Source organism: Rhizobium sp. YJ-22 (assembly GCF_029601685.1).
Taxonomy (GTDB): domain Bacteria; phylum Pseudomonadota; class Alphaproteobacteria; order Rhizobiales; family Rhizobiaceae; genus Metarhizobium.
Genome location: NZ_JARRIR010000001.1, coordinates 874,270 through 899,435, shown reverse-complemented (window position 1 = coordinate 899,435; position 25,166 = coordinate 874,270). Strand labels below are relative to the sequence as shown.

The window sequence follows — 25,166 nt, the reverse complement described above, 5'->3', positions numbered from 1 at the left end:
TTTTAAGTTTAAACTATATACGCGCTTCGCTTGTCGTCAAGTCCGAAAGACGGCGTACCGTCGCGATGGCAAAAGAAGCAAAGGCCGCCCAAGGCCCAATATGGAATTTCATGCGCAAGCATATATATGCCGCCGCATGAAGCAAGCGGCATCGCCTCCACGGCCAAAGCCGTATGGAATGCCGATTGACAGGTCACGCCGCCTCAAAATATGATTTTGCAAATAAATGGGCTCGGGCGGTCATGCCTGCCCGCACGATAAGGGAGTTGCCGCCATGGCGGAACGGTCGTTCGCGCGTGAGGTCGAGGATCTGAAGCTCGGGGAGGGCGAGATTTTTCGCGGCGAGGGCATTCTGGCGATCACCAAGGCCCTGCTGCAATCCGGCGTCTCCTATGTCGGCGGTTACCAGGGCTCGCCGATCTCGCATCTGATGGATGTGCTGGCTGATGCCAAGGACGTGATGGAGGAACTCGGCGTCCATTTCGAGACCTCGGCCTCGGAAGCCGCCGCCGCCGCCATGCTCTCGGCCTCGGTCATGTATCCGGTGCGCGGCGCCGTCACCTGGAAATCCACCGCCGGCACCAATGTCGCCGCCGATGCCCTGTCGAACCTCTCCTCCGGCGGCGTCACCGGCGGCGCGATGATCATCATCGGCGAGGATTACGGCGAGGGCTCCTCCATCATGCAGGAGCGCAGCCATGCCTATGCCATGAAATCACAATTGTGGCTTTTGACCCCGCGCCCCAACCTGCCTTCGATCGTGCGGGCGGTGGAAGAGGGCTTCGAGCTGTCGGAAGCCTCGAATACGCCTGTCATGCTGCAGGTCGGCATCCGCAGCTGCCATGTGCACGGCCAGTTCGTCGCCAAGGACAACCGCCGCCCGGATTTCACCTTGCGCCAGGCGCTGGAAAATCCGGTGCGCGACGTCAACCGCATCGTGCTGCCGCCCGCCTCCTTCCTGCATGAGAAGGAAAAGCTGGAGCGCCGCTGGCCGGCAGCGGTGGAATTCATCAAGGCGCGAAAAATCAACGAGCATTTCGGGCCGGAGAGCGGCGAGGTCGGCATCATCCTGCAGGGCGGGTTGTATAACGGCGTCATGCGGGCGCTGCAGCAGCTCGGCCTTGCCGATGTCTATGGCGAATCGGCCGTGCCGCTCTATGTGATGAACATCTCCTATCCGCTGATCGACGACGAGATCGTCGATTTCTGCGCCGGCAAATCGGCGGTGCTGATGGTGGAGGAGGGCGCCCCCGAATATATCGAGCAGGCGCTGAACACGCTTTTGCGCCGCCGCGATCTCCAGACCCGCGTTTCCGGCAAGGACGTGCTGCCGATGGGCGGCGAATACACCGCCCCGGTTCTGGTCAAAGGCATCAAATCCTTCCTCGAAACCCATCAGCGCGTGCTGCTCGGCAACCAGCCGCCGCTGCCCGATCCGACCCCGATCCTGCAGGATCCGAAGATCAAGGCGCTGGCGGAAGTCGTGCCGCCGCGCCCGCCGGGTTTCTGCATCGGCTGTCCCGAGCGGCCGATCTTCGCCGCCATGAAGATGGTGGAGGAGGAGCTGGGGCCGCATCACATTTCCGGCGATATCGGTTGCCACCTGTTTTCCATCCTGCCGCCCTTCAATATCGGCTCGACGACCATGGGCTATGGCCTCGGCCCGGCGGCAGCCTCGGCCTTCAACGTCAAGTCGGATAAGAAGGCGATTGCCGTCATGGGCGACGGCGGCTTCTGGCACAATGGCCTGGCGACCTCGGTCGGCAATGCGGTGTTCAACAAGCAGGACAATGTCATCCTGATCGTCGACAATTATTATTCGGCGGCAACCGGCGGGCAGGATATTCCCTCCTCCCGGGCGCTCAATCCGCGCCGCAAGACCAACAATTCCATCGTCAACGCGGTCAAGGGCCTCGGCGCCACCTGGGTGCGCCAGATCGACCGCACCTATGACGTGGCGAAAATGCGCGACACGCTGCGCGAGGCGCTGACCAGCAAGGAAGAGGGACCGAAGATCATCGTCGCCTCCTCCGAATGCATGCTTAACAAGCAGCGCCGGGTGAAGCCGCAATTCGCCAAGGCGGTGAAGGACGGCAAGCGCATGGTCAAGGAGCGTTTCGGGGTCGATGAGGATGTCTGCACCGGCGATCACGCCTGCATCCGCCTCTCCGGCTGTCCGTCGCTGTCGGTCAAACATACCGACGATCCGCTTAAGGACGATCCGGTGGCGGCCATCGACAACAATTGCGTCGGCTGCGGCAATTGCGGCGAGGTTTCGGAGGCCGCCGTGCTCTGTCCGTCCTTCTACCGCGCCGATATCATCCACAATCCCAGCGGCTGGGATCGCTTCGTCGCCAGCCTGCGTGCCAAGGTGATCGGCTGGCTGCAGGCGCGGCGCGATGCCGCCCGCATCGTCTTTGCCGATTGAGGAGGCGGGATCGATGAACGAACATGTGACGATGACGCCCCGCCACGCCACCGACAAGCCGCTGTCGCTCGCCGTGCTCGCCATGGGCGGGCAAGGCGGCGGCGTGCTCGCCGACTGGATCGTGTCGTTGGCCGAAGAAAACGGCTGGATGGCGCAGACGACTTCGGTGCCGGGCGTCGCCCAGCGCACGGGTGCCACGATCTATTACATCGAGATGCTGCCGGCCCGCGACGGTAAGGCACCGATCTTCTCGCTGATGCCGACGCCGGGCGATGTCGACGTCGTGCTCGCCGCCGAGCTGATGGAGGCCGGCCGCTCGGTGCTGCGTGGTCTGGTGACCCCTGATAAAACGGTGCTGATCGCCTCGACGCACCGCGCCTTCGCCGTCAGCGAAAAGCAGGCGCCGGGCGATGGCGCCGCCAATCCGCTTGTCGTCATCGACGCCACCGATTTCGCTGCAAAGAAAACCATCGCCTTCGACATGGAAAAGTTGGCCGTCGAAAAAGGCAGCGTCATTTCCTCTGCTTTGTTCGGGGCGCTGGCCGCTGCCGATGTCTTGCCCTTCGCGCGACAGGCGTTCGAAGCGACGATCCGCGCCGGCGGCAAGGGCATCGAGGCGAGCCTGCGCGCCTTCGACGCCGCTTACGCCCGCACCAAGGACAAGCCTGCCGAGAAGCTTTCCGCCATCCCGGAAAAACGCCTCGACCCGCTGCCGGCCTCCGCCGGCCATGCCGAACTCGACCGGCTGCTGGCCCGCATCCGCAGCGCGTTTCCGGAATCATCGCAGGCGATGCTGTTTGCCGGCGTCAAACGACTCACCGATTTCCAGGATCCCGCCTATGCCGGCGAATATCTCGACCGCATGGCCGCCCTCCATGCCCTCGACCGCCAGCACGACGGCGAGACCAAGGAATTTTCCTTCACGGCGCAGGCGGCAAAATATCTCGCCGTCGCCATGGCCTATGACGACGTCATCCGCGTGGCCGATCTTAAAGTGCGTGCCAGCCGCTTCGACCGGGTGCGCCGCGAGGTCGGCGCCAGGGACGACCAGATCGTCTACATGACAGAATACATGCATCCACGCATGGACGAGATCTGCGGCACGCTGCCGAAATCCTGGGGCCTGTGGATCGAAAATCGCCCAACGCTGTTCAAGCAGCTCGACAGTGTCGTCAACAAGGGCCGGCGGGTGAAGACAGGCACGCTGTTCTGGTTCCTCGGCCTCTACGCTGTCTCCGGCCTGCGCCGCATCCGCCGCGGCACGCTACGCCATCAGCGCGAGGTCGCGCATCGGGAGGAATGGCTGGACAAGGCAACGCGGACGCTTGGCCACAATTACGGCCTCGCCGTCGAGGTCCTCGCTTGTCGCCGGTTGGTAAAGGGCTATTCCGACACCCATGCCCGTGGACTGTCGAAATTCGATCGTGTGCTATCGTCCCTGCCGCTGCTGGTCGAGCGCGAGGACGGCGCCGACTGGCTCCGCCGCCTGCGCCAGGCCGCGCTGCTTGATGAAGCCGGCACGGCGCTGGATGGTGCGCTAAAGACGGTGGCGACGCTGTAGCCAGCATTCGATGAAAAATATGCTGGCTGGAGGCACCCGGTTTCCTTCTCCCCGAGGGGAGAGGGAATTTTGTCGCGCCGCTCGCCCGCCCCTTGGGCAAGCTGCAATTCGCCGGAAAAATCAGATATCGTGCTTGCGGATATTGTGCAGCACCCGATGCAGCACCGAAAGGAAGGCGCGATATTCGTCTTCCTCGACACCGTCGAACATTTTCAGCAGGCTGTCATACATGGTGGGCCAGACCTTGTCGAAGACGGTGCGGCCTTCCTCGGTGATGGTGACGTCGCGCACCCGCATGTCCTCGACGCGCGGCTGGCGGCGGATGAAGCCCTGCTCCTCCAGCGAATCCAGCGTCCGGCTCATGGTCGATTGCTCGGTAACGGCAAAGACCGACAATTCGTTGATGGTGACCGAAGGGGTGATGGAAAGAACGGCGAGCGCCCGCATCTTGGCGGTGGAGAGATCCATCGCCTTGAGATCCTCGGCCATATTGGCGTTCCAGCGAGCGATAACCCGGTTCATCAGATAGGGGGCGAACTGGTTGAGGCCGATTTCGCCGAGTGTGGGCGCCGGCTCGGCCGTATCCCGCTTGCGCTTCAGCGCCATGCCTGCGAACCGGTCGTCCATGCTGATCCCTGAAAAATATCGCCTCGTGTGTGCGCTGCTGGTTAACAGAAGAGGGATGCGCCCGCCAGCGCCAAAGCGGGCGGGCGCCGAAGCATTTCCGGGAAAAGTGCGCAGCGGTTTTTCGTCCGGAAATGCCTGCAAGGAGCCAGAATCAGCTGGCCACGAGCGCCAGCGCCCGCACGGGCGAGCCGGTGCCCTTGACGAATTTCAGCGGCGCGGCGATCAGCACGGCGCCCTTGGGCGGAAGCTGGTCGAGGTGACACAGGCTGGCGAGGCCGTAGCGATTGGCCTTGTGCATCAGGTTGTGGGCGGGGAAGGGCGGGTTCATTCCGCCGGCGGAACCGGCATCGGTGCCGACCGTTTCCGAGCCCCAGCCGATCACGCCCTTGCCGATCAGATAGGTGATCGCCTCGGCCGTCGGCCCCGGCGAATGCGGGCCGTTCTCGTCGGCATTGAGGAAGGTTTCGGTCGAGCCGTTGCGCTTGTACCAGTCGCTGCGCAGCAGCACCCAGCTTCCCGCCTCGATCTCGCCATGCTCGGCTTCCCATTCCTGGATGCTTTCGACCGTCAGCAGGTAGTCGACGTTTTCAGCCACTTCCTTCGAGCGGTCGATGACATTGACCGGGGCGACGAAATTCTGCGGCGGAATGGTGTCGGTGGTGTTGTCGGGATGGTCCTTGCCGGTGATCCAGTGGCAGGGCGCATCGAAATGCGTGCCGGTATGTTCGCCGAGTTCCAGCCAGTTCCAGGCCCAGAAGGGGCCGTTCGCGTCATATTCCGAGATGGTGTGAACCTTGACGCTCGGCGTATTGCTGCCGAATTGCGGCGGCAGGTAGATGACCGGCGTTTCGGGCCCGAGCGGCGCGGTGAGATCGACGACCTTGACGGCGCCGGACAGAAGCGCGGAACCGAAGCCGGAGAGAATATCGGATGTAGTCATTGGATCTGTTCCCCATGAAGAGATCGCGGTGGCCCTCACGGCCCGGCATCAGCCGGTTTCCTCTGGCCGCAGGGCACGCGTCCGAGAGGGAGCCTAGGGGACAGAATATGAAATTGCAAGTAATCTGAGAAGCAATCGCTATGCGAAATGACCCGGCCCGCGCCCTGTTGTAAAGCCGCATTGTCGAAGCGCGGTCGCCTCATTATATGCAGATGCGAATAATTGCAGGCGATGCCGTTGGCCATGTCGGCGGCTCCAGCGGGGCAAAGGCGCTCTGGCGATCTTGCCATTCGCCTTCCTTCGGCATAGCTCTGCGGCAAGAAGCATGTCCAGGAAAAAGCGGGAACCGGTTTTCGGTTGGAGAATGCGTCAAACAGAAATCGGAGCGGCCGTGCTCCCGGTCCGGAATGGAAGCGATGGTGCAAAAGGTCAGTCTGGGCCGCCTGAAACTCGGCGATTTCCGCAATTATGCCGAGTTGTCCCTCGCCTTCGATCCGCGCCATGTGGTGCTGACCGGCGACAACGGCTCGGGGAAAACCAATCTTCTCGAAGCCGTCTCCTTCCTGTCGCCGGGCCGTGGCTTGCGGCGCGCGCCGTATGACGACGTCGCTCGCGTCGGGGCGCCCGGCGGCTTTTCGATCTTCGCCGATGTCGAAGGCATGGATGGCGAGGTCGCCATCGGCACCGGCACGGAAAGCGGCGAGGACTCCGCCACCCGCAAGCTGCGCCTCAACGGCACGCCGGCGCGCACCATCGAGGAACTGACCGATCACCTGCGCGTGCTTTGGCTGACGCCGGCGATGGATGGCCTGTTCACCGGCCCATCCGCCGACCGCCGCCGCTTCCTCGACCGGCTGGTGCTGTCGCTCGATCCGGCGCATGGCCGCCGCGCCAGCGATTTCGAGCGCGCCATGCGCAGCCGCAACCGGCTGCTCTCCGAAGGGCGCTTCGATCCCTCCTGGTTGACCGGCCTCGAAAGCCAGATGGCGAGCCTCGGCATCGCCATGGCGCTGGCGCGTCAGGAAATGCTGGGCCTGCTGACCCGGCTTGTGGCCGAGGGCGGCGACGGCACGCCCTTCCCGATGGCGGCGCTGACGCTTTCCGGCTTCCTCGACGGCCAGTTCGACCGCCCGGCCGTCGATCTCGAGGAAACCTATGAACTGATGCTGCAGGACAGCCGCCACCGCGACGCGGCGGCGGGACGCACGCTGGACGGCCCCCACCGCGCCGACCTGCTGGTGCGCCATGCGGCCAAGGATATCGAGGCCGAACGCTGCTCGACCGGCGAGCAGAAGGCGCTGCTGATCGGCCTCATCCTCGCCCATGCCCGGCTGGTCGCCAACATGACCGGCCATGCGCCGGTGCTGCTGCTCGACGAGATCGCCGCCCATCTCGATCCCGGCCGCCGCGCCGCGCTCTTCGATCTCGTCGACGCGCTCGGCGGCCAGGCCTTCATGACCGGCACCGATGCCGGGCTGTTTTCGGCGCTCGGCGAGCGGGCACAATATTTTACCGTCTCCGGGGGAACCGTGAGCCGTTAAGGCGGCGTTTGCGGCCGGCGAAAGCGATGCTATAGCTTGGGCATGGACACGCTCAGCCCCGATGAAATCGCCCGCTACAAACGCCATATCCTGCTGCCGGAAGTTGGCGGCGCCGGCCAGCAGAAGCTGAAGCACGCCCGCGTGCTGGTCATCGGCGCCGGCGGGCTCGGCGCGCCGATCCTGCAATATCTGGCCGCCGCCGGCATCGGCACGCTCGGCATTGCCGATGACGACCGTGTCTCGCTGTCCAACCTGCAGCGCCAGGTGATCCACGACACCGGCACCATCGGCGAACTGAAATCGCAAAGTGCGGCCGATGCCATCGCCCGGCTCAATCCGCATGTCACGACGCTGCGTTTCGAGGAACGCTTTTCGCCGGAAACGGCGGCGATGCAGTTGTCCGGTTTTCACCTGCTGATCGACGGTTCCGACAATTTCGACACGCGTTATGCCGCCGCCGATGCGGCGGAGGCGGCGCGCATCCCGCTGGTGACAGGCGCGGTCGGCCGTTTCGACGGGTCGCTGACGGTGCTGAAACCCTATGAGAGCGGGCCAGACGGAGCGCTCTATCCCGCCTATCGCGATCTCTTTCCTGAAAAGCCGCCGGAAGGCCTGGTCCCCGCTTGCGCCGAGGCCGGCGTCATCGGCGCGCTCACCGGCGTCATCGGCACGCTGATGGCCATGGAAGCGATCAAGCTGATCACCGGCGCCGGCGAGCCGTTGATCGGGCGGCTGATGCTGTATGATTCGCTGGCCGGCCGGTTCGATATGGTGAAATATCGCCGTCGCAAGCCGAAGGCGTAAGGGGGATTTATCGCCCCGGCAGCACCCGGTTCGGCGGGCGGTGGCCGTCGAAGAAGGTGCGGATGTTGATGATCACCTTGTCGCCCATGTCGATGCGGCCTTCGATGGTCGCCGAGCCCATATGCGGCAGCAGCACCACCTTGTTCTCGTTGGCGAGCCGCACCAGCTTCGGGTTCACCGCCGGCTCGTTCTCGAAGACATCGAGCGCGGCGCCCGCGATCTTGCCTTCCCTGAGGCATTTGATCAGCGCCGCCTCGTCGATCACATCGCCGCGGGCAGTGTTGATGATCACCGAGGTCGGCTGCATCAGCGCCAGGCGGCGCGCCGAGAGCAGATGGAAGGTGGCGGGTGTCGAGGGGCAGTTGACCGAAACGATGTCGACGCGGGCCAGCATCTGGTCGAGGCTGTCCCAATAGGTCGCTTCCAGCTCGTCCTCGGTCGCCGGGCTGACGCGCTTGCGGTTGTGGTAATGGATCGAGATGCCGAAGGCTTTTGCGCGGCGGGCGACAGCGGTGCCGATGCGGCCCATGCCGATGATGCCGATGCGCTTGCCCCAGATGCGGCGGCCGAGCATCCAGGTCGGCGACCAGCCGGCCCATTCGCCGGGACGGTCGGTCAGCACCCGCGCACCCTCCACCAGCCGCCGCTGCAAGGCGAGAATCATGGCGATGGTCATGTCGGCGGTGTCTTCGGTCAGGACGTTCGGCGTGTTGGTGACGGTGATGCCCTTGCGCGCCGCCGCCTCGACGTCGATATGGTCGGTGCCGTTCGAGAAGCAGGCGATCAGTTTCAGGCCCGGCCCCGCCGCCTCGATCAGCCCCTCGTCGATGCGGTCCGTGACGGTCGGCACCAGCACGTCGGCCGACTGCACCGCCGCCAGCAGTTCCTCGCGCGAACGCGGCACGTCGTCGACGTTGAGGTCGGCGTCGAACAGCTCGCGCATCCGCGTCTCGACGGCATCCGGCAGCTTGCGGGTGAGATAGACCTTGGGTTTTTTCTTCGCTGTCATGATGGACGCCGGCGCCTTGTTCAGAGGTCTTTAACCAAGTGGGGCGATAATTCTCCCGTTCACGGCATTTTCTATCACTCCCGGTCGCGAAGACAAACAAAACTCGCAGAGAGCGGACGCAATTTGTGGGACGTATCGGGAAAGACGAGAAAATTCAACACCATGACCCGTGGGATGGAAACAGTCGAATGAAAGTGATGCGACGTATCGCGCTGAAAGCCGCGCTTGTCCTGCCGCTGTCGCTTGCCGTGCTCGCCGGCGGCGTCGAGCTTGCGGGCGCCCAGTCGGCGAAGGGGGCGAGCGGCCTGCCGCTGCCGCGTTTCGTCAGCCTGAAATCCAAGCGTGTCAACCTGCGCGTCGGTCCCAGCACCGATTACGCGACCTCGTGGATGTATACCAAGGCCGGCCTGCCGGTGGAGATCATCCAGGAATACGACAACTGGCGCCGCATCCGCGATGCCGACGGTACCGAAGGCTGGGTCAATCATGCGCTGCTGTCGGGCGAGCGCACGGCGATCGCCGCCCCGTGGATGCGCGGCAAGGGCGAGGCGGTCTATGTCAACATGCGCCGCGACCCGCTGCCGTCGTCTTCGGTCATCGCCAAGCTGGAGCCCGGCGTCGTCTTCCGCGTCAAGGAATGCACCGGCGACTGGTGCCATGTCGATGCCGGCGGCACCGAGGGCTGGGTGGCGCAGAGCGAAGTCTGGGGCGCCTATCCCGGCGAAGCCTTCAAGTAAGCGAACCGGCGGCGATTGGCCGCCGCAATCGTCTCCGCGCGAATGTCAGGCGAGCCCTGCCTTCTTCGCCGCCTCGGCCAGCGAGGCCATCGGCCGCGGGCCGATCTGCTGGATGACGATGCCGGCCGCCAGGCAGCCGAAACGGCCGCAATCTTCCAGCGAGCGCCCCTGCGTGTAACCATGCAGGAAACCGGCGGCGAACAGGTCGCCCGCGCCCGTGGTATCGACGAGCTGGCCGATCCTGGTCGCCGGCACATGGATGCGCTCGCCGCCGCGCACGATCATGGCGCCTTCCTCGCTCATCGTCACCGCCGCCAGCTTGCAATCGGCGCCGATCTTCGTGAGCGCCAGGTCGAAATCCTGGGTTTCGTAGAGCGACAATGCCTCGTCGCGATTGGCGAAGACGATATCGACCGTGCCGGAGCGCATCAGCTCGAGGAATTCGCCGCGATAGCGTCCGACGCAGAAACTGTCGGACAAGGTCATCGACATTTCCCGGTGATTCGCATGGGCGATGCGGGCGCAAGCGAGAATGGCTTCCTTGGCGCGCGGCGGATCCCAGAGATAGCCTTCGAAATAGGTAACCTTCGATTCGGCGACGACTCTTTCCTCGACATCCTCGGGGCCGAATTCGACGCAGGCGCCGAGATAGGTGTTCATCGAGCGTTCGCTGTCCGGCGTGACGAAAATCATCGAGCGCGCCGTTGGCGCGCCGTCTTCCAGCGGTTCAGTCTGGAAATAGACGCCCTGGGCTCGGATGTCGTGTTCGAAGATCTCGCCGAGCTGGTCCCTGGCCACCTTGCCGAAATAGGCGGCGCGACCGTTGAAACTGGCGACCCCGGCGGCGGTGTTGCCGGCGCTGCCGCCGGATGCCTCGACCGCCGGTCCCATGCGCGAATAGAGCAGTTCGGCGCGCTCCGCGTCGATCAGGTTCATCGCGCCCTTGGTGATCGCGTTGTCGATGAGGAAATCGTCGTCGCAACGCGAGATGATATCGACGATGGCATTGCCGATGGTCAGAACGTCGTAAGTCGCCATGAAAGAGAAAGTCCCGGATAGATGCGCGCCCCGCGCGTTTCGGGGCCAGGAAGCGTTTCGGGCCGAGAAGCCCGCCGGTGTCAGGTCATAGCGCATTTCCCGGCATTTGGAAGAAAAAATGCGAAAAGCTTGGGCGCGCCCGCCTGTCATTGCCGCGTCACGATAGCGGATTATAGATGTGTCCAAGTTGATCCGGACGAGGGTATCCGAAGCCGGAGATGACGAGGCATGAAGCCTCGAGCAGCGATCGGCGCCCTGACCACGGATGAACTGGCGGCGGCAACGAGGCGCATCGCAGGATGCGCGGCAAAGCAGGGTTTCGGCCCTGCTTTCGGCGTTTTGGGCGGGCCGCAAATCGCGTCGTCGCGCGGCGCCATCGGCCTTTGCCTTTTCCATGCGATCCTTTAAGCCCTTGGCGTCCCCGTCCGATCCCAAGGTTCCGCCCGACGATGTCCGCCACGCTCCTGAATGTCCTTCCGGTCTTCCTGATGATCCTGCTTGGCTGGCTGCTGGTGCGCTTCGGCCTGTTCAAGGACCATGTCGGCGAGGCGCTGGGCGAATTCGTCTTCAAGATCGCCGTGCCGGTGCTGCTGTTTCGCACCATCGCCGAAGCACAGTTCCATGGCGCCTCGCCCTTTCGGCTGTGGATCGCGTATTTCAGCGGCGTGACGGTCACCTGGGCGGCCGGCCACCTGCTGGCGACGAGGGTTTTCGGCCGCGATTCGCGCATCGGCGTGCTCGCCGGCGTTTCCTCCGCCTTCGCCAACAATGTGTTCATCGGCCTGCCACTGGTCGGACGCACCGTCGGCGACGATGGCGTCGTGGCGCTGTCGATCCTGCTCGCCGTGCATCTGCCTGTCATGATGGTCGTCGGCACGCTGCTGATGGAACAAGCTGAACGCAAGGAAAGCGGCATTGCCGGGCGCGGCCTCTTGGGCGTGCTGCGCCCGGTCGGGGCCAATCTCGCCCGCAATCCCCTGGTGATCGGCCTTGCCGCCGGCATCGTCTTCCACCTGACCGGGCTGCCGATGCCGGCAGTGGCGGCAAGCGTCGTCGATCCGATCGCCGGCATGGCCGGGCCGGCGGCGTTGATCTCGCTCGGCATGGCGCTGCGCAAATACGGCATTTCCGGCAATATCGGCATTTCCGCCTGCATGTCGGTGCTGAAGCTGGTGCTGCTGCCGGCAAGCGTCTGGGCGGCCAGCCGCATTCTCGGTCTGACGCCGGAATGGACGGCGGCAATGGTGCTGACCTCCGCGGTGCCGACCGGCGTCAATGCCTGGCTGATCGCCAACCGCTTCGGCGTCGGCCACAGCCTCGCCGCCTCGACCATCACGCTCACCACGGCCGTCGGCGCGCTGACGGTCACGGCCTGGAGCCTGCTACTCGCGCATTGAGATGACGTCAAAGAAAAACCCGACTGCGATCTCTCACAGCCGGGTTCGTCGAATGGTATTCAGCAGGCCTTAGTTGGTCGCGGCCAGCGTATCCGGAGCGGCCGGATCGGGCAGGGCGACCGGCGCGTCTGCCATGGTGTGTAGATAGAGGATCAGGTTGGCGCGATCCTCTTCGCTCTTCAGGCCGGCAAAGCCCATGGCGGTGCCGGGCACGAGCTTCTTCGGCGCCAGCAGGAAGTGGTTCAGGTGATCGAAATCCCAGACCACGGTGCTGCCCTTGGAAAAGTCCTTCATGGCGGCGGAATAGGCGAAGCCTTCATGCGAGGCGATCGGACGGCCGACGACACCGTAAAGGTTCGGACCGGTCTTGTTCGGCCCGTCCTTGGTGTCGGTATGACAGCTCTGACACTTCTTGAAGACTGTTTCGCCGGCCTTGGCGTCGGCCTTGCCGAGCAGGGCGGCGATCGGCGTCATGGCCGCGGCGGCGGCGCCTGCGCCAGCACCTTCGGCGGAGGCTTCCTCGGCGACGATCGTGAAGCCCGGCTTTTCAGGCGCGGGCGCGTGAAAGATGCCCTCGGAGGCAATGGACACGGACATCAGGACGAAGCATGTGCCAAGCAGCGCGCCCAAACCCATGTTCATATAAGAATTCATCTGGACATGCTCCCCTTGCATCCCGGCGGTCACAGACCGGTCCCATCTTGAAATCGCGCGGAACCTATGTCTTTTGATCCGCAGTTGCAACAGTCATTATCGTGGTCACGGTGAGACTTTTTGCCACTTTTTCCCAGACATTAGAAGGCCGGGCCATGAAGAATGCGATTTTCGACCAAACTTTGGTTCTGATCCCGGCGCGCATGGCTTCCACCCGCCTTCCCGGCAAGCCGCTGGCCGATATTTGCGGCCTGCCGATGATCGTGCAGGTTGCCATGCGGGCCAAAGAAGCCGACGTGGGGCGAATCATCGTCGCCACCGACAGCGAGGATATCGTCGCCGCCGTCACCGCCGCCGGCTTCGATGCCGTCCTGACCGGCGCCCACCACCAGTCCGGTTCCGATCGGATCTTCGAGGCGTTGCAGATGGCCGACCCGGACGGCAGGGTTCGCACCGTCATCAATGTCCAGGGCGACCTGCCGACCATCGAGCCGGAGACGATCCGCGCCGCGTTGCGGCCGCTGGAGGAAGCCGCCGTCGATATCGCCACGCTGACCGTCGAGATCGCGGATGAAGAGGACAGGCGCAATCCGAACATCGTCAAGGTGGTCGGCTCGCCGCTGTCGGAACGCCGGTTGAAGGCGCTCTATTTCACCCGCGCGACCGCGCCTTACGGCGACGGCCCGCTCTACCACCATATCGGCCTCTATGCCTATCGCCGCGCCGCGCTGGAGCGTTTCGTCGCGCTCGGGCCCTCGGCGCTCGAAAAGCGCGAATCGCTGGAGCAGTTGCGGGCGCTCGAGGCGGGCATGCGCATCGATGTGGAGATCGTTGACTCCGTTCCGCTCGGCGTCGATACTCCCGCCGACCTCGACAAGGCGCGGGCTATCCTTGCCGCGCGCATCCCCTCATGATGGTGACCCGATGAATCTCAAGACCAACCGCATCGCCTTTCAGGGCGATTTCGGCGCCAATTCCGACATGGCCTGCCGTGACATGTTCCCGGCCATGGAGCCGCTGCCCTGCCCGACCTTCGAGGATGCGTTCGTGGCGCTGGAAAGCGGCGAGGCGGATATCGCCATGATTCCGATCGAGAACACCATCGCCGGCCGCGTCGCCGATATCCATCATCTGCTGCCGGAATCGCGCCTGCACATCATCGGCGAGTATTTCATGCCGATCCGCTTCCAGCTCATGGTGCTGCCGGGTGTGACCAAGGACGAGATCCGCACCGTCCACAGCCATATCCATGCGCTCGGCCAATGCCGCAAGATCATCCGCCACAATGGCTGGAAGGCGGTCGTCGCCGGCGACACCGCCGGCGCCGCCAAGCTGGTCTCGGAAAAGGGCGACCGCTCCATGGCGGCCCTTGCGCCTCGCCTCGCCGCCGATCTCTACGGCCTGGATATCGTCGCCGAGAACGTCGAGGACACCGAAAACAACGTCACCCGATTCGTCGTCCTGTCGCGGGACGAGAACTGGGAACAGCGCCGCACGCCGGACGAAATGCTGGTCACCACCTTCGTGTTCAACGTCCGCAATATTCCGGCGGCGCTTTACAAGGCGCTTGGCGGCTTCGCCACCAACGGCATCAACATGACCAAGCTGGAAAGCTACCAACTGGGCGGCAAGTTTGTCGCCACCCAGTTCTATGCCGATATCGAGGGGCATCCCAACGACGCCAATGTCCGCAGGGCGCTGGAAGAGCTGCGCTTCTTCTCGGAAAAGGTCCGCATCCTCGGTGTCTACAAGGGCCATCCGATGCGTGGCGACCTGCAGATCTGATTCGCGCGCAGGGTAGAAAGGACGTTATTCCTTATCCGGCTCACAAACCCTGAGGCGATGGCCGTCCGGGTCGGCGATGACGAAGGTCGGGCCGAAATCCATCACCGTCAGCGGCTGGAGGATTTCATGGCCGGCCGCCTTCCAGTCCTCGAAGGTCTTGGCGATGGCATTGTCGCCAGGGATCATGAAGGCGACTTCGCTGCGCGCCTCGCCGCCGGCCGTCGGCGGCTCGACTTTCTCCTGTCGCCACAGGCCAAGCGTAAATTCGCCATCCAGCGGGAAGGCGACGAAATTCGGCGCGGCGACGGCCGGTTCGCGGCCGAGCAGTTTTCGGTAGAACCGGGCGCTGGCGGCCGGGTCCTTGACGTAGAGAATGAAGAGGTTGGGGTTGGCCATGTCGATCTCCTTTCGTGTCGATGAAAGGAGACTAACGCGACCTGCTGACAGATTCCGGCAGCAGCCTGAAGCAGTCCCGGACGCAAAACCGCTGCGCATTTTTGTTGCAATCGCTTTACATGTCCGCCTTGATCTTCTGCGTTTCCCGTCACTGCTTGAGCAGCGCCGCCCGCGACGTCCGGTAACGCCGCCCGGCCGGCTCGACCGCGCCGATCCGGTCGGTGCGAAAATGGCGAAAATCCTGCCGCAACTCACACCAGGCGACCAGCACCCGCACCCGCTCGAAAAAGCCGAGCGCGAAGGGCCAGACGCAGCGGTCGCTGGCGCGGCCGGCCTCATCCTCATAGGCAATGAGATGCAAGACTTCGCGCTCGCGGATGGCGGCGCGCAGCAGGGCGATGTCGATACCTTCGGGTTCGCCCTTGGCCGGCCCGACCAGCAGCGTCGAGGCATCCACCTCTTCGCGCAACTCGGCCGGCAACACTGCGGCGATGCGGGCGAGCGCATTGACGGCCGCGCGCGCCAACCCGGGATCGCCGCTGCGCCCGACCCAGCGAATGCCGAGCGCCAGGGCCTCGATCTCGTCCTGCGAAAACATCATCGGCGGCAGCATGAAGCCCGGCCGCAGCACATACCCGATGCCGGCCTCGCCCTCGATATCGGCGCCTTGCGCCTGCAGGCTGGCGATATCGCGGTAGAGCGTGCGCAGGCTGGTGCCGAGTTCGGCGGCAAGCGCCGCGCCGGTGACCGGACGGCGATGGCGGCGCAGCACCTGCAGCAGCGCCAGCAACCGTTCGGCGCGGGGCGCGGTCATCGGGTCAGCGTTTCCACTCCACCCAGTCGCGGATCAGGCGATGGGCGATCGCGCCCAGCGGCGGCGTGTGATCGCCGGTGCCGGGAATGCGCTCCAGCATCTGCGCCGCCTCGTCGCGGCTGAACCAGCGGCAATCTTCCAGCTCCGCCTCGTCGCGCTTGACCACGAGGCTTTTCGCCTCGCCATAGCAGCCGATCATCAGCGAATGCGGCATGGGCCAGGGCTGCGAGGCGTGGTAGCGCACCCGGCCGATGCGGATCGCCGATTCCTCGAGGGTTTCGCGGCGCACCGCATTCTCGATAGTTTCGCCGGGCTCGACGAAGCCGGCGAGCGAGGAATACATGCCCGGCGCGAAATGCGCCCCGCGCCCGAGCAGGCAGCGGTCGCCCTCGACGTCGATCGCCAGCATGATGACGACCGGATCGGTGCGCGGGAAGATCGTGTGGTCGCAAGCAACACAGACGCGCTTGTAGCCGCCGATCCTCATCTCCATCGCCCCGCCGCAGCGTCCGCAAAAGCGGTTGTCGCGGTTCCAGGTAATCAGCGACGCCCCTTGCGCGAATTCACCGAGCAGGGCGTCGTCGACCAGCCCGTCGCGAAACAGGCTGCGCCCGTCGGTCGGCTTGTAATGGCTGGCAAGGTTTTCCTCGTCGATGCCGACCGGGACGGCAAGCCGCGGCTCGCCAGTCTGGCGATGGCCGAGCAGGATGGCATTGTCCAGATCCGGCTGCAGGTCGGAGAGTTCGTAAAGCGCAAACAGCGGATCGAGCACCTGCCCGTCATGCTTGAGGATCAGGCGATTGCCGGAAAAGGCGAGGATATGGGCGCCGTCTACGGAGAGCGCCGTCTCGACGCAATCCTCGGCACGATGCTCCGAATCGCGGGCGAGGTCGTTGAGGGCGAAGGCGGTCAGGGCGCTGGGTTCGGGATGGGGAGAATCGATATCGAACAGGGATCGGATCATGCGGAAAGGACTTTCAATAGTCGGCTAACGAATTCGTCTTTGATGGCGTCGTCATAGGGTTCGGCCTTGCCGAAGCCCCACACCGGGCCGGGCCAGTTGTCGTCGCCCTCGGCGCGGGCGATGACATGCACATGCAGCTGGCGCACGATATTGCCGAGCGCGCCAATATTGATCTTCGTGGCATCGGTCACGGATTTCAAGGCGGCCGCGACGCGGGTGGTTTCGGAAAGCAGCGCCGCCTGATCTTCTGGCGGGAGGTCGAAGATCTCGCTCATGCCGTTTCGCTGCGGCACCAGCACCAGCCAGGGCCAGCGGCGCTCGTTTTGCAGCCGCACCTGGCAAAGGCCAAGCTCGGTCAACAAAATGCTGTCGCGGGCCAGTCTTCCATCCAGTTCAAAGCCTTGCACGCCTGTCCTCCCGTTCGTCTTTTTCCTGTCTAGCAGTTTTTTGAAAGGCTGGCTTGCATTTGCTGACGAGATTGCCGATATGTGCGGCGGGAGGTTGGTGGTGGACGCGCCGCTCGCCAACCGGGTCAGGTCCGGAAGGAAGCAGCCCTAACGATCCCGGCACGGGTCATCGTGCCAGCCTCCCACCCTTTGCGTTCCCGGCCCCGGTCGATTTTCGGCCGCAGGGCCTCCCATATCCCGGCGGCCAACAATCCTGGAGCGGGGTCACCAACAACGCTTGGCAGGGCGATGAGCGACACCGAACCGAAACAGGCTGAGACCGGCGCGGCATACCGCGTTCTGGCGCGCAAATACCGTCCCAAGGATTTTACCGACCTGATGGTCGGCCAGGAGCCGATGGTCCGCACGCTGACCAATGCGTTCGAGACCGGCCGCATTGCCCAGGCCTATATGCTGACCGGCGTGCGCGGCGTCGGCAAGACGACCACCGCCCGCATCCTCGCCCGCGCCCTCAATTATAAGACCGACAGCGTCGACCGTCCGACCATCGACTTAAAAATCCCCGGCGAGCATTGCCAGGCGATCATGGAAGGCCGCCATGTCGACGTGATCGAGATGGACGCCGCCTCTCATACCGGCATCGATGACATCAGGGAAATCATCGAGCAGGTGCGCTATCGCCCGGTTTCGGCGCGCTACAAGGTCTATATCATCGACGAAGTGCATATGCTGTCGACGGCGGCCTTCAACGGATTGTTGAAGACGCTGGAAGAGCCGCCGGAGCATGTAAAATTCATCTTCGCCACGACAGAGATCCGCAAGGTGCCGATCACGGTGCTGTCGCGCTGCCAGCGCTTCGACCTGCGCCGCATCGGCGCGTCCGATCTCGTCGGGCTGTTCTCCACCATCGCTGCCAAGGAAGGCATTTCGGTCGAGCCGGAAGCGCTGGCCATGATCGCGCGCGCGGCGGAGGGCTCGGCGCGCGACGGTCTGTCGCTGCTCGACCAGGCGATCGCCCATGGCGGCGGCGCGGTGGTAACGGAAGCAGTGCGCGCCATGCTTGGCCTGGCCGACCGCGCCCGCATCGTCGACCTGTTCGAGCATGTGGTCAAAGGCGATGTTAGCGCCGCCCTGCATGAATTCGGCGCGCAATACGAGGCCGGCGCCAATCCGGTGGTGGTGCTGACCGATCTTGCCGATTTCACCCATCTCGTCACCCGCCTGAAATATGTGCCCGATTCCGCCGACGATCCGTCGCTGAGCGAAGTCGAGCGCGTGCGCGGCCGTGAATTTGCCGAAACCATCGCCGTCACCACCCTGTCGCGCATCTGGCAGATGCTCTTGAAGGGGATTGGCGAAGTCGAGGCCGCCGCCCGCCCGGCAGGTGCCGCCGAAATGGTGCTGATTCGCTTGGCCCATGCCGCGCATCTACCCTCGCCGGAAGAGGCCGCGCGCCGCATCGCCGAATTCGCCAATGGCGAAGCGCCGAGCCGGCCGATGCCATCCGGCAATGGCAATGGCGGCGGAGCGCAAGCTTTTGCCAGCGCCCCGGTGTCCGCCCGCGCCGTCGAGGCCGCGCCTTCCCGTTCCTCCGGCTCGGTGACTATGTTGCGCCCGACCGCAGCCGCCGCGCCGGCTGCGGAGCCGATGGCAATCGGCCGCGTTGAAGCGCCGCCGCAGGCGAGCGAGCCGAAGGTCAAGGTTTCGTCGCTCGCCGATATTTCCGAACTCTGCACCAAGAACCGCGATTTCAAGCTCAAGGCGCAGATGCGCGCCTTCGTGCGGCCGGTAAAGCTGGAGCCGGGGCGGCTGGAAATTTCCCTGGTGCGCGATGCGCCGAAATCCATGGCCGGCGACCTGCAGAACCGTCTGCAGGAATGGACCGGCATCCGCTGGATGGTCATCCTCTCGCGGGAGGAAGGCGGGCCGACGCTTGCCGAGCAGGAGGAGAGCGCCCGCGAGGCCCGCCTCGTCGATGCGAGGCAGGACCCGGATGTGGCGGCGATCCTGTCGCGCTTTCCCGGCGCGCGCATCACCGACGTCCGGGTGAGGGCGGCCGAGACGGAAGACGAGGACGTCACCGAGGCCCCCGCCGTTGCCGAATCCGCCGAGGGCGATATCCTGCCCGGCGACGATATCGAGTTTTGACAGCAATTTCAGGAGACAAGACGATGCGCGACATCATGGGCATGATGGGCAAGGTCAAGGAAATGCAGGCCAAGATGGAGCAGATGCAGGCGGAAATCGCCGCGCTCGAAGTCGAAGGCCGCTCCGGCGGCGGCCTCGTCACGGTCCGCCTCAACGGCAAGGGCGAGATGCTCGGCCTGAAGATCGATCCGTCGCTCGCCAAGGAAGACGAGTTGGAGATCCTCGAAGACCTGATCGTCGCCGCCCACAAGGACGCCAAGACCAAGGCCGACAGCGAGACGCAGGAAAAGAGCAAGGCGCTGACATCAGGCCTGCCGATCCCGCCCGGCTTCAAGCTGCCTTTCTGATCAGGCGAATACCCGCCTCGGCCAGGGATTGATGCCATCGCGCAGCCAAAGCAGGCTGTCGATCCAGAAGCTCGATCCATGCCGGGCATGGAACAGGTCGAAATGGCCGACCCTGGTCACGCCGAGGTCGGCCGGCTCGAGCATGACCTTCAGCCGCTCGGCCGAGGTGTAATAGGACAGCGCCCGGTTGACGGCGCTGTGCGTGGCGAAGGGATCGTCGGAGACGCTGAGCGCCAGCATCGGCGCCTGCACGGCGGCGAAGCGATCGAGGATCGTGGCCCGCAGCGGCTGTTTCAGCCGCGCCTCCATGCGAGGCCCGCGAAAACTCCATTCCAGCGCCACGCCGGCCGGCAGGTCTTCCAGCCAGCCGAGGCCGCGCCCGGGAAAGAAGCCGAGCGCCAGCGTGATCGCCGGCATCGCGACATGCCATTTCAAGAACAGCGACAGCCGGTCCTTACGCCGGTAATCCGGCCAATAGGCATATTGCGCCCCGACCGTCAGCAGCCGGGAAATACGCGCCGCACTCGGCGCATAGCCGGGTAAAAACCCGCCGATGCTGTGGCCGACGACCAGCGGATCGCCGCCGCCTTGCGCCAGCGCATGGGCAAGCGCCGCCTCGAAATCCTGTTCGCCCCATTGCCGCCAGGTAAAACCAGTTCCCTTGAGACGCCCGGCCGGGCGCGACAGGCCGATGCCGCGATAATCATAGGTCAGCACCGCAAAGCCGTGTTCGGCGAGGAAGGCGGCGTAGCGATGATAATAAGCGGCCTTCACTCCCGTCGCCGGATTGATGATGACGACCGGATGGCGCGCCGCGCCCTCCACGCCCCACCAATGGCCTTTCAGCACCACGCCGTCGGCGCATTCGAATTCGGTTTGCCTGCCGTCCATACCTGTTCTCCTGGATCGGCAATCTAGCTAGAGGCCGTGCTTGTGTATACTCACTGGTCAGTATACTTTTGGCGCATGACCCAGCCCGAAACCTCCACCCGCCAGCGCATCGTCGAAGCGGCCAACCGCCTGTTCTATCGCGAGGGCATCCGCGCCGTCAGCGTCGATGCGGTCGCGGAAGAGGCAGGCATCACCAAGCGTTCGCTCTATTACCATTTCAAGAGCAAGGACGACCTGGTCGCCGCCTATCTCGACCACCGCGACCAGCCCAATCTCGATGCCTACAGCCGATGGTTCGCCGAAGCGGAGGGCGATGTCTCCAATCGTATCGCCGCGATCTTCGAAAAGCTGGCCGGGCGGGCTGAACGCCCCGGCTGGAAGGGCTGCGGTTTCCTGCGCACCTCGGCGGAACTTGCCAACCTGCCCGGCCATCCGGCGCTGAAACGCGGCGCGGCCCACAAGAAACGCATCGAGGACTGGCTGGCTTCCATGCTGCGCGAGGCCGGGCGGCCGGCGCCCGAGACGGTTGCGCGGCAGATCGCCCTGCTGCTCGACGGCAGCTTTGCCGCCGCCATGCTGCATCGCGACGCCTCCTATTTCCGCACCGCCGGCGCGGCGGCTCGGGCATTGGCCTCTTGACCGGAGCGGTTCGGCGGGCGCAGTCTGCATACCTGTGGAGGAGAGATCATGACGCTGTCTTCATTGCTGGTCTTTGCCGGCGCGCTGCTGGTCGCCGCCGGGTCGCCGGGGCCGAGCATCGCGGCGCTGGTCGCCCGGGTGATCGCCAAGGGGTATCGCGATGTGCTGCCGTTCCTGATGGCCATGTGGCTGGGCGAGATGCTGTGGCTCAGCCTCGCCGTCGCCGGCCTCGTCACCATCGCCGAAAGTTTCCATGCCGTCTTCGTCGCCATCAAATGGCTGGGCGTCGCCTACCTGCTCTATCTCGCCTGGAAGATGTGGTTTGCGCCGGTCAAGGTCGAGGATGGCGCCCTGCCGGAGCGCGATTCCGCCGGGCGGCTGTTTTTCGCCGGGCTGACGGTGACGCTAGGCAATCCCAAGATCATGATGTTCTATGTGGCGCTGCTGCCGGCGATCATCGATCTCGCCGGCGTCACGCTGGTCGGCTGGGGCGAACTGGTCGCCACCATGCTGGTGGTGCTGGTCGCGGTCGATTTTTGCTGGGTGGCGCTGGCGGCAAAAGCCCGCCGGCTGCTGCGCAGCGAACGCGCCGTCCGCGCCGCCAATCGCACCAGCGCCGGCCTGATGGCGGGGGCTGCGGCGGCCATCGCCACCCGCTAGCCTTGGAGCCGCTTGCGCAGGCGTTCGGCAATCGGCGCGGCCAGCATCCGGGTGCGTTCTTCCTGTGTAAGGCGGCCATAGGCCGACATCATCCGCGGGATCGGAATGCGTTCCCCGGCATAGGGCGTCAGCGCCACATCCATGCCGGCCTCGACCAAACCGCCCGCGATCACCCGTGCATAAATGCCCGGCCGCCCGACCTGCGCAAAGCGCTTGACGATCTGGGGATCGCCCAACCAGGCTGCCAGCGTCGCGCAGGGCATGCGTGGCGCCGTCGCCTCCAGCACCACATCGCCGAGGACGAACCGGTCACCGACCGCGACATCGCCATTCTCCAGACCGGCGATGACGAGATTTTCGCCAAAACTGCCGGGCGGCAGGTCGCGGCCCAGCTCCGCCCGCCACCAGTCGAGGGTTTGTTCGCCCTCGATCAGGATCGCCTGATCGGGGCCGCCGTGATGCTTCTTGTTGCAGACCTTGTCGCCGACGAGACCGAGGCGGTCGATCATGACAGGGCCGCCGACGGCGCGCTTGTCGATGCCGCTGCGGTAGGATTTGCCGGGCAGCTTTTGCGAGGCACCGATGCAGACGGCGGTGATTTTCATGCGGCTTCTCTCATCCAGATCATTTCTTCACGGGCGAACATGGGATAAAAGCGCGGCCATGGCAAAACGAGTCACCGGCCCGGAAATCGAAAAACTCATCCAGCTTCTGGCGAAGGTACCGGGTCTCGGGCCCCGGTCGGCGCGGCGCGCGGCGCTGCACCTCGTCAAGAAGAAGGACCAGCTTCTCGGCCCCCTGTCGCAGGCGATGGGCGAGGCTTACCAGAAGGTGCGCATCTGCTCCACCTGCGGCAATGTCGATACGATCGACCCCTGCACGGTCTGCACCGATATCCGCCGCGACCAGTCTGTCATCATCGTCGTCGAGGATGTCTCCGATCTCTGGGCGCTGGAACGCGCCGGCGCCATGAACGCCGCTTACCATGTGCTCGGCGGCACGCTGTCGCCGCTCGATGGCGTCGGGCCTGACGACCTCAACATCCGCACGCTGATCGACCGGGCGCAGGCGGGCGGCGTGCGCGAGATCATCCTCGCCGTCAACGCCACCGTCGAGGGCCAGACGACGGCCCATTACATCACCGACCAGCTCTCCGGGCTGGAGGTGAAGATCACGAGGCTTGCGCATGGCGTTCCCGTCGGCGGCGAACTGGATTATCTCGACGAGGGCACGCTGACGGCGGCGCTGCGCGCCCGCACGGCGATCTGAGTTTCAACGGGACGGCTTCATGCGCACATTGCTGAAAACATTGCTGATCTGCGGTCTTTCCCTGCTGCCGCTGCCGGCCTTCGCCCTGGATAAGGCGGCGGTCGAAAAGCAGTTCCATGGCTGGATCGAGGCCGAGATCTGGCCGCAGGCGAAAGCTTCGGGCGTCTCGCGGGCCAATTTCGACGGCGCCTTTGCCGGCGTGACGCTGAACTGGGATCTGCCCGATCTCGTGCCGCCCGGCACCAAGCCGCCCAAGGAACAGGCGCAGACACAGGCCGAGTTTTCCGCCCCTGGCGGCTATTTTTCCGAAAAGCGCCTGAGCGGGCTGGCCGCGACCGGCAAATCGCTCGCCGCCACCCATGCCTCGACCTTGAGGCGCATCGAAAAGACCTATGGCGTGCCGGGCGCGGTGGTGCTGGCGATCTGGGGCCGCGAAAGCGGTTTCGGCGCGGCGAAAATTCCCTATTCGGCGATGCAGGTGCTGGCGACCAAAGCCTTCATGTCAACCCGCAAGGACATGTTCCGCACCGAGCTGATCGCGGCCCTGCACATCGTCGACGGCGGCGACGTGACGCCGGCGGCGATGAAGGGCTCCTGGGCCGGCGCCATGGGCCAGCCGCAGTTCATGCCGACCAGCTACCTGAAATATGCCGTCGATTTCGACGGCGACGGCCACCGCAACATCTGGACCTCGGTGCCGGATACGCTGGCCTCCATCGCCAACTATCTGGTCAAGAAGGGCTGGAAACCCGGCCGCACCTGGGGCTACGAGGTGACGATCCCCGAAAACGTCTCCTGCGCGCAGGAAGGCCCGGATCTGGCAAAGCCGCTGTCGGCCTGGACCGGCATGGGCATCGCCCGCATTTCCGGAAAAGCCTTTCCGCCAAACGAGGCCAAGGCCGAGAGCATGATGCTGCTGCCCGCCGGCCGCCACGGCCCGGAATTCATCGTCTCGCCGAATTTCTACGTGCTCAAGGAATACAACAATTCCGACCTCTACGCGCTGTTCATCGGCAATCTCGCCGATCGCATCGCCGGCGGTGCTGGTCCGTTCAAGGCGCCTTGGGGCGATGTCGGAAAGATGCTGCGCTCGGACGTGCTGACCATGCAGAAGACGCTCGCCGCCAAGGGCTACGATGTCGGCAAGGTCGACGGCCTGCCGGGCTACAAGACGCGCCGCTCGCTCGGCGACTGGCAGGGCAAGAACGGGATTGCCGCGACCTGCTATCCCGACGAATCTCTCAAGAAACGGCTCAAATAGAGCAATTCCGGCAAAAGTTTGCAGCGGTTTTGCGTCCGGAATTGCGTCGGAATAAGCCGGTCCTTGCAATTTGCGCCGATCGCGCGTATATCAACGTCAAATTCTTGATCGTTCGATGAAGAGTGGGCCCGGCAGGACCCGCTCTTTTTTATTACCGCGATCATGGCAATCCGAATTTCAGGGAGAGATCGCTTGGCCGATATCCAGGCTGAAGACGCCAACGAACCGCGGCTGATCGTCGAAACCGGCCTCGACCGCCGCATCGCCGAGATCATCGAGCCGGTCATCGTGCCGATGGGCTACAAGCTGGTGCGCGTGCGGCTCCTGAATCAGAACGGTTTGACGCTGCAGGTGATGGCCGAGCGCAACGACGGCACCATGACCGTCGAGGACTGCGAAGCCCTGTCGATGGCGATTTCGCCGGTGCTGGATGTGGAAGATCCGGTCGACAAGGCGTATCATCTGGAAATGTCGTCGCCCGGCATCGACCGCCCAATGGTCCGCAGGTCGGATTTTTCGCGCTGGCAGGGTCATGTCGTCAAATGCGAGACCTCGGTGCTGCTCGACAACCGCAAGCGGTTTCGCGGCAAGATCGCCGAAGTCGACGCCGAAGGTTTCACGCTGGAGCGCGACCAGGTCGCCTACGGCGAGTCCCCGCGCGTGATCATCCCGTTCAGCGCGCTGGCGGAAGCCAAGCTGGTGCTGACCGACGACCTGATCCGCGACGCGTTGCGCGCCGACAAGCTGGCCAAGGCGGAAGCCGCCAACCAGAACGAACAGAGTGACGACGAGTAATTTTCGACAATCCCGCGGCCCATACGAGGGGTCCGCGATTTGAATTGGCTGATG

At 64.5% G+C, this 25,166-nt stretch carries 26 protein-coding genes and 1 other RNA gene; 16 read left to right on the top strand and 11 right to left on the bottom strand.

Features of this window, described 5'->3' with window-relative positions:
* Positions 1 to 274 precede the first annotated feature (274 nt).
* Together P7F60_RS04340 and P7F60_RS04335 are read left to right on the top strand one after the other, a co-directional pair.
* Entirely contained in the window at positions 275 to 2,428 is a 2,154-nt protein-coding gene (locus P7F60_RS04340; RefSeq protein WP_277916454.1) for an indolepyruvate ferredoxin oxidoreductase subunit alpha, read from the top strand.
* 13 nt (positions 2,429 to 2,441) lie between these two features.
* Complete coding sequence (locus P7F60_RS04335) at positions 2,442 to 3,989, top strand: indolepyruvate oxidoreductase subunit beta family protein (protein WP_277916453.1); 1,548 nt, start codon at positions 2,442 to 2,444, stop codon at positions 3,987 to 3,989.
* Positions 3,990 to 4,109: 120 nt separating this feature from the next.
* Here the strand turns inward: P7F60_RS04335 and P7F60_RS04330 are convergent, their stop codons facing one another.
* Together P7F60_RS04330 and P7F60_RS04325 are read right to left on the bottom strand one after the other, a co-directional pair.
* The gene (locus P7F60_RS04330; protein ID WP_277916452.1) at positions 4,110 to 4,616 is read right to left on the bottom strand and encodes a MarR family transcriptional regulator; all 507 of its coding nucleotides are present in this window, start codon (positions 4,614 to 4,616) and stop codon (positions 4,110 to 4,112) included.
* A 151-nt stretch (positions 4,617 to 4,767) separates the two neighbouring features.
* On the bottom strand, positions 4,768 to 5,556 hold the full coding sequence (locus P7F60_RS04325) for a cyclase family protein (RefSeq protein WP_277916451.1): 789 nt from the start codon (positions 5,554 to 5,556) through the stop codon (positions 4,768 to 4,770).
* A gap of 416 nt (positions 5,557 to 5,972) precedes the next feature.
* Between P7F60_RS04325 and recF the strand changes: the two genes are divergently transcribed.
* Entirely contained in the window at positions 5,973 to 7,097 is a 1,125-nt protein-coding gene (gene recF, locus P7F60_RS04320; protein ID WP_277916450.1) for a DNA replication/repair protein RecF, read from the top strand.
* Between the two features lie 42 nt (positions 7,098 to 7,139).
* Complete coding sequence (locus P7F60_RS04315) at positions 7,140 to 7,901, top strand: molybdopterin-synthase adenylyltransferase MoeB (RefSeq protein ID WP_277916449.1); 762 nt, start codon at positions 7,140 to 7,142, stop codon at positions 7,899 to 7,901.
* 7 nt (positions 7,902 to 7,908) lie between these two features.
* On the opposite strand, the gene P7F60_RS04310 is transcribed toward P7F60_RS04315, so the two are convergent.
* Positions 7,909 to 8,910 (bottom strand): D-glycerate dehydrogenase, encoded by a 1,002-nt coding sequence (locus P7F60_RS04310; protein WP_277916448.1) that lies wholly within the window; start codon positions 8,908 to 8,910, stop codon positions 7,909 to 7,911.
* Positions 8,911 to 9,107: 197 nt separating this feature from the next.
* Here P7F60_RS04310 and P7F60_RS04305 point away from each other — a divergent pair, with 197 nt between their 5' ends.
* The gene (locus tag P7F60_RS04305) at positions 9,108 to 9,647 is read left to right on the top strand and encodes an SH3 domain-containing protein (protein ID WP_277916517.1); all 540 of its coding nucleotides are present in this window, start codon (positions 9,108 to 9,110) and stop codon (positions 9,645 to 9,647) included.
* Between the two features lie 45 nt (positions 9,648 to 9,692).
* Here P7F60_RS04305 and P7F60_RS04300 read toward each other — a convergent pair whose 3' ends face one another.
* Positions 9,693 to 10,685, bottom strand: a complete 993-nt coding sequence (locus tag P7F60_RS04300; RefSeq protein ID WP_277916447.1) for an adenosine kinase — start codon at positions 10,683 to 10,685, stop codon at positions 9,693 to 9,695.
* Between the two features lie 449 nt (positions 10,686 to 11,134).
* Between P7F60_RS04300 and P7F60_RS04295 the strand changes: the two genes are divergently transcribed.
* Positions 11,135 to 12,082 carry an AEC family transporter gene (locus tag P7F60_RS04295; protein ID WP_277916446.1) on the top strand — a complete coding sequence of 316 codons (948 nt, stop codon included), beginning with the start codon at positions 11,135 to 11,137 and terminating at the stop codon, positions 12,080 to 12,082.
* Positions 12,083 to 12,151: 69 nt separating this feature from the next.
* On the opposite strand, the gene P7F60_RS04290 is transcribed toward P7F60_RS04295, so the two are convergent.
* Positions 12,152 to 12,736: a cytochrome c family protein gene (locus P7F60_RS04290; protein ID WP_277916445.1), complete on the bottom strand. Its 585-nt coding sequence runs from the start codon at positions 12,734 to 12,736 to the stop codon at positions 12,152 to 12,154.
* A 155-nt stretch (positions 12,737 to 12,891) separates the two neighbouring features.
* Between P7F60_RS04290 and P7F60_RS04285 the strand changes: the two genes are divergently transcribed.
* Both P7F60_RS04285 and P7F60_RS04280 read left to right on the top strand, forming a co-directional pair.
* Entirely contained in the window at positions 12,892 to 13,650 is a 759-nt protein-coding gene (locus tag P7F60_RS04285; protein WP_277916444.1) for a 3-deoxy-manno-octulosonate cytidylyltransferase, read from the top strand.
* A gap of 10 nt (positions 13,651 to 13,660) precedes the next feature.
* Positions 13,661 to 14,521: a prephenate dehydratase gene (locus P7F60_RS04280; RefSeq protein ID WP_277916443.1), complete on the top strand. Its 861-nt coding sequence runs from the start codon at positions 13,661 to 13,663 to the stop codon at positions 14,519 to 14,521.
* Positions 14,522 to 14,545: 24 nt separating this feature from the next.
* On the opposite strand, the gene P7F60_RS04275 is transcribed toward P7F60_RS04280, so the two are convergent.
* The 4 genes from P7F60_RS04275 to P7F60_RS04260 form a co-directional block, all read right to left on the bottom strand.
* Positions 14,546 to 14,917 (bottom strand): VOC family protein, encoded by a 372-nt coding sequence (locus tag P7F60_RS04275; protein WP_277916442.1) that lies wholly within the window; start codon positions 14,915 to 14,917, stop codon positions 14,546 to 14,548.
* Positions 14,918 to 15,065: 148 nt separating this feature from the next.
* Entirely contained in the window at positions 15,066 to 15,731 is a 666-nt protein-coding gene (locus P7F60_RS04270; protein ID WP_277916441.1) for a YafY family protein, read from the bottom strand.
* 4 nt (positions 15,732 to 15,735) lie between these two features.
* Positions 15,736 to 16,695: an NAD(+) diphosphatase gene (nudC, locus tag P7F60_RS04265; protein ID WP_277916440.1), complete on the bottom strand. Its 960-nt coding sequence runs from the start codon at positions 16,693 to 16,695 to the stop codon at positions 15,736 to 15,738.
* Positions 16,692 to 17,102, bottom strand: coding sequence for an HIT family protein (locus tag P7F60_RS04260; protein WP_277916439.1), 411 nt, complete (start codon positions 17,100 to 17,102; stop codon positions 16,692 to 16,694). Before P7F60_RS04260 ends, nudC begins: the two co-directional genes overlap by 4 nt.
* Before the next feature lie 89 nt (positions 17,103 to 17,191).
* Between P7F60_RS04260 and ffs the strand changes: the two genes are divergently transcribed.
* The 3 genes from ffs (at position 17,192) to P7F60_RS04245 (ending at position 19,597) form a co-directional block, all read left to right on the top strand.
* An RNA gene (gene ffs, locus P7F60_RS04255) (signal recognition particle sRNA small type) lies at positions 17,192 to 17,288 on the top strand.
* A gap of 102 nt (positions 17,289 to 17,390) precedes the next feature.
* Positions 17,391 to 19,250 (top strand): DNA polymerase III subunit gamma/tau, encoded by a 1,860-nt coding sequence (locus P7F60_RS04250; RefSeq protein WP_277916438.1) that lies wholly within the window; start codon positions 17,391 to 17,393, stop codon positions 19,248 to 19,250.
* 23 nt (positions 19,251 to 19,273) lie between these two features.
* The gene (locus P7F60_RS04245) at positions 19,274 to 19,597 is read left to right on the top strand and encodes a YbaB/EbfC family nucleoid-associated protein (protein ID WP_277916437.1); all 324 of its coding nucleotides are present in this window, start codon (positions 19,274 to 19,276) and stop codon (positions 19,595 to 19,597) included.
* On the opposite strand, the gene P7F60_RS04240 is transcribed toward P7F60_RS04245, so the two are convergent.
* The gene (locus P7F60_RS04240) at positions 19,598 to 20,488 is read right to left on the bottom strand and encodes an alpha/beta fold hydrolase (RefSeq protein WP_277916436.1); all 891 of its coding nucleotides are present in this window, start codon (positions 20,486 to 20,488) and stop codon (positions 19,598 to 19,600) included.
* Positions 20,489 to 20,563: 75 nt separating this feature from the next.
* Between P7F60_RS04240 and P7F60_RS04235 the strand changes: the two genes are divergently transcribed.
* Both P7F60_RS04235 and P7F60_RS04230 read left to right on the top strand, forming a co-directional pair.
* Positions 20,564 to 21,127 (top strand): TetR/AcrR family transcriptional regulator, encoded by a 564-nt coding sequence (locus P7F60_RS04235; protein ID WP_277916435.1) that lies wholly within the window; start codon positions 20,564 to 20,566, stop codon positions 21,125 to 21,127.
* Between the two features lie 48 nt (positions 21,128 to 21,175).
* Positions 21,176 to 21,787, top strand: coding sequence for a LysE family translocator (locus P7F60_RS04230; RefSeq protein ID WP_277916434.1), 612 nt, complete (start codon positions 21,176 to 21,178; stop codon positions 21,785 to 21,787).
* Here P7F60_RS04230 and P7F60_RS04225 read toward each other — a convergent pair.
* On the bottom strand, positions 21,784 to 22,392 hold the full coding sequence (locus P7F60_RS04225; protein ID WP_277916433.1) for an MOSC domain-containing protein: 609 nt from the start codon (positions 22,390 to 22,392) through the stop codon (positions 21,784 to 21,786). The two genes, P7F60_RS04230 and P7F60_RS04225, sit on opposite strands and share 4 nt — an antisense overlap.
* A gap of 58 nt (positions 22,393 to 22,450) precedes the next feature.
* Between P7F60_RS04225 and recR the strand changes: the two genes are divergently transcribed.
* The 3 genes from recR (at position 22,451) to rimP (ending at position 25,112) form a co-directional block, all read left to right on the top strand.
* The gene (recR, locus tag P7F60_RS04220; RefSeq protein WP_277916432.1) at positions 22,451 to 23,056 is read left to right on the top strand and encodes a recombination mediator RecR; all 606 of its coding nucleotides are present in this window, start codon (positions 22,451 to 22,453) and stop codon (positions 23,054 to 23,056) included.
* Between the two features lie 19 nt (positions 23,057 to 23,075).
* On the top strand, positions 23,076 to 24,317 hold the full coding sequence (locus P7F60_RS04215) for a lytic murein transglycosylase (protein WP_277916431.1): 1,242 nt from the start codon (positions 23,076 to 23,078) through the stop codon (positions 24,315 to 24,317).
* A gap of 162 nt (positions 24,318 to 24,479) precedes the next feature.
* On the top strand, positions 24,480 to 25,112 hold the full coding sequence (gene rimP, locus P7F60_RS04210; RefSeq protein WP_277916430.1) for a ribosome maturation factor RimP: 633 nt from the start codon (positions 24,480 to 24,482) through the stop codon (positions 25,110 to 25,112).
* Positions 25,113 to 25,166 lie beyond the last annotated feature (54 nt).

Excerpts from the sequence above, each read along its gene's own strand:
- P7F60_RS04235 (WP_277916435.1), top strand. The coding sequence starts at position 20,564 with ATGACCCAGCCCGAAACCTCCACCCGCCAGCGCATCGTCGAAGCGGCC.
- P7F60_RS04215 (WP_277916431.1), top strand. The coding sequence starts at position 23,076 with ATGCGCACATTGCTGAAAACATTGCTGATCTGCGGTCTTTCCCTGCTG.
- P7F60_RS04245 (WP_277916437.1), top strand. The coding sequence starts at position 19,274 with ATGCGCGACATCATGGGCATGATGGGCAAGGTCAAGGAAATGCAGGCC.
- P7F60_RS04270 (WP_277916441.1), bottom strand. The coding sequence starts at position 15,731 with ATGACCGCGCCCCGCGCCGAACGGTTGCTGGCGCTGCTGCAGGTGCTG.
- P7F60_RS04250 (WP_277916438.1), top strand. The coding sequence starts at position 17,391 with ATGAGCGACACCGAACCGAAACAGGCTGAGACCGGCGCGGCATACCGC.
- P7F60_RS04340 (WP_277916454.1), top strand. The coding sequence starts at position 275 with ATGGCGGAACGGTCGTTCGCGCGTGAGGTCGAGGATCTGAAGCTCGGG.
- recF (WP_277916450.1), top strand. The coding sequence starts at position 5,973 with ATGGTGCAAAAGGTCAGTCTGGGCCGCCTGAAACTCGGCGATTTCCGC.
- P7F60_RS04295 (WP_277916446.1), top strand. The coding sequence starts at position 11,135 with ATGTCCGCCACGCTCCTGAATGTCCTTCCGGTCTTCCTGATGATCCTG.
- P7F60_RS04240 (WP_277916436.1), bottom strand. The coding sequence starts at position 20,488 with ATGGACGGCAGGCAAACCGAATTCGAATGCGCCGACGGCGTGGTGCTG.
- rimP (WP_277916430.1), top strand. The coding sequence starts at position 24,480 with ATGGCAATCCGAATTTCAGGGAGAGATCGCTTGGCCGATATCCAGGCT.
- P7F60_RS04285 (WP_277916444.1), top strand. The coding sequence starts at position 12,892 with ATGAAGAATGCGATTTTCGACCAAACTTTGGTTCTGATCCCGGCGCGC.
- P7F60_RS04330 (WP_277916452.1), bottom strand. The coding sequence starts at position 4,616 with ATGGACGACCGGTTCGCAGGCATGGCGCTGAAGCGCAAGCGGGATACG.
- P7F60_RS04275 (WP_277916442.1), bottom strand. The coding sequence starts at position 14,917 with ATGGCCAACCCCAACCTCTTCATTCTCTACGTCAAGGACCCGGCCGCC.
- P7F60_RS04325 (WP_277916451.1), bottom strand. The coding sequence starts at position 5,556 with ATGACTACATCCGATATTCTCTCCGGCTTCGGTTCCGCGCTTCTGTCC.
- P7F60_RS04225 (WP_277916433.1), bottom strand. The coding sequence starts at position 22,392 with ATGAAAATCACCGCCGTCTGCATCGGTGCCTCGCAAAAGCTGCCCGGC.
- recR (WP_277916432.1), top strand. The coding sequence starts at position 22,451 with ATGGCAAAACGAGTCACCGGCCCGGAAATCGAAAAACTCATCCAGCTT.
- P7F60_RS04290 (WP_277916445.1), bottom strand. The coding sequence starts at position 12,736 with ATGAATTCTTATATGAACATGGGTTTGGGCGCGCTGCTTGGCACATGC.
- P7F60_RS04230 (WP_277916434.1), top strand. The coding sequence starts at position 21,176 with ATGACGCTGTCTTCATTGCTGGTCTTTGCCGGCGCGCTGCTGGTCGCC.
- P7F60_RS04315 (WP_277916449.1), top strand. The coding sequence starts at position 7,140 with ATGGACACGCTCAGCCCCGATGAAATCGCCCGCTACAAACGCCATATC.
- P7F60_RS04280 (WP_277916443.1), top strand. The coding sequence starts at position 13,661 with ATGAATCTCAAGACCAACCGCATCGCCTTTCAGGGCGATTTCGGCGCC.
- P7F60_RS04305 (WP_277916517.1), top strand. The coding sequence starts at position 9,108 with ATGCGACGTATCGCGCTGAAAGCCGCGCTTGTCCTGCCGCTGTCGCTT.
- nudC (WP_277916440.1), bottom strand. The coding sequence starts at position 16,695 with ATGATCCGATCCCTGTTCGATATCGATTCTCCCCATCCCGAACCCAGC.
- P7F60_RS04300 (WP_277916447.1), bottom strand. The coding sequence starts at position 10,685 with ATGGCGACTTACGACGTTCTGACCATCGGCAATGCCATCGTCGATATC.
- P7F60_RS04310 (WP_277916448.1), bottom strand. The coding sequence starts at position 8,910 with ATGACAGCGAAGAAAAAACCCAAGGTCTATCTCACCCGCAAGCTGCCG.
- P7F60_RS04335 (WP_277916453.1), top strand. The coding sequence starts at position 2,442 with ATGAACGAACATGTGACGATGACGCCCCGCCACGCCACCGACAAGCCG.